This window comes from Vreelandella rituensis, assembly GCF_003336665.1.
GTDB lineage: Bacteria > Pseudomonadota > Gammaproteobacteria > Pseudomonadales > Halomonadaceae > Vreelandella > Vreelandella rituensis.
Genome location: NZ_QPIJ01000173.1, coordinates 1 through 673, shown reverse-complemented (window position 1 = coordinate 673; position 673 = coordinate 1). Strand labels below are relative to the sequence as shown.

2 protein-coding genes are annotated in these 673 nt (G+C 55.6%); both read right to left on the bottom strand.

The features are described 5' to 3' along the window. The coding region (locus DU506_RS21355) for an RrF2 family transcriptional regulator (protein WP_114488807.1) at nt 1–251 on the bottom strand (251 nt) is incomplete at its 3' end. Nucleotides 252–287: 36 nt separating this feature from the next. Continuing rightward, nucleotides 288–673, bottom strand: a 386-nt coding sequence (locus DU506_RS21350) for a YbaN family protein (protein ID WP_114488806.1), incomplete at its 5' end; no start/stop codon positions are given.

Sequence of the window (673 nt, the reverse complement as noted above, 5' to 3'; positions counted from 1 at the left end):
TGCTCGGTGTCGCGTACCAGGGCGCCGATATTGATGTCTTCGGGTGCTCGCCCCAGCAACAGGCCGCCTTGCTTGCCGCGTATTGCCTGCAGGTAGCCCTTGTGGTTGAGTTCTTGCACCACCTTCATCAAGTGATTGCGGGAAATATCATAGCGCTCGGCGATCTCGCGGATCGTCGAGCGTTCTTCGCCTTTCAGGGCCACGAACAGCAGTACACGCAGTGAATAATCGGTATAGCGGGTGATATGCATAATCTGGGTAACCTGTCATGCGCGAAGAAAAAGAGCTCAAGGGAGCTGAACCGTAGGCCGGGTCAACACAAAGGTGGCAACAACGGTAAACAGGATACCGGTAAAGGCCAGGACTGGCAGAGGTGAACCCACCATCACTAATGTACCCCAGCTGACTATCAGTAATACACAGGCGGTATTTTTAGCACGTCGGGGAACGGCTCGCTGGTCGCGCCAGGCAATCAGGATGGAGCTAAGCTGAGGATGCGTCCAGAGCCAGTTAGCCAGTCTGGGTGAGCCTTTAGGCGCCGCCCAGGCTGCCACTAACAAAAACGGCGTGGTAGGAAGCAGGGGTAAAACGATACCCATGGCGCCCAAGCCGATGCACAAGAGGGCAAGGCATTGATAGAGCCGAGAATACAGAGAGGGGGGTAGTAACATGA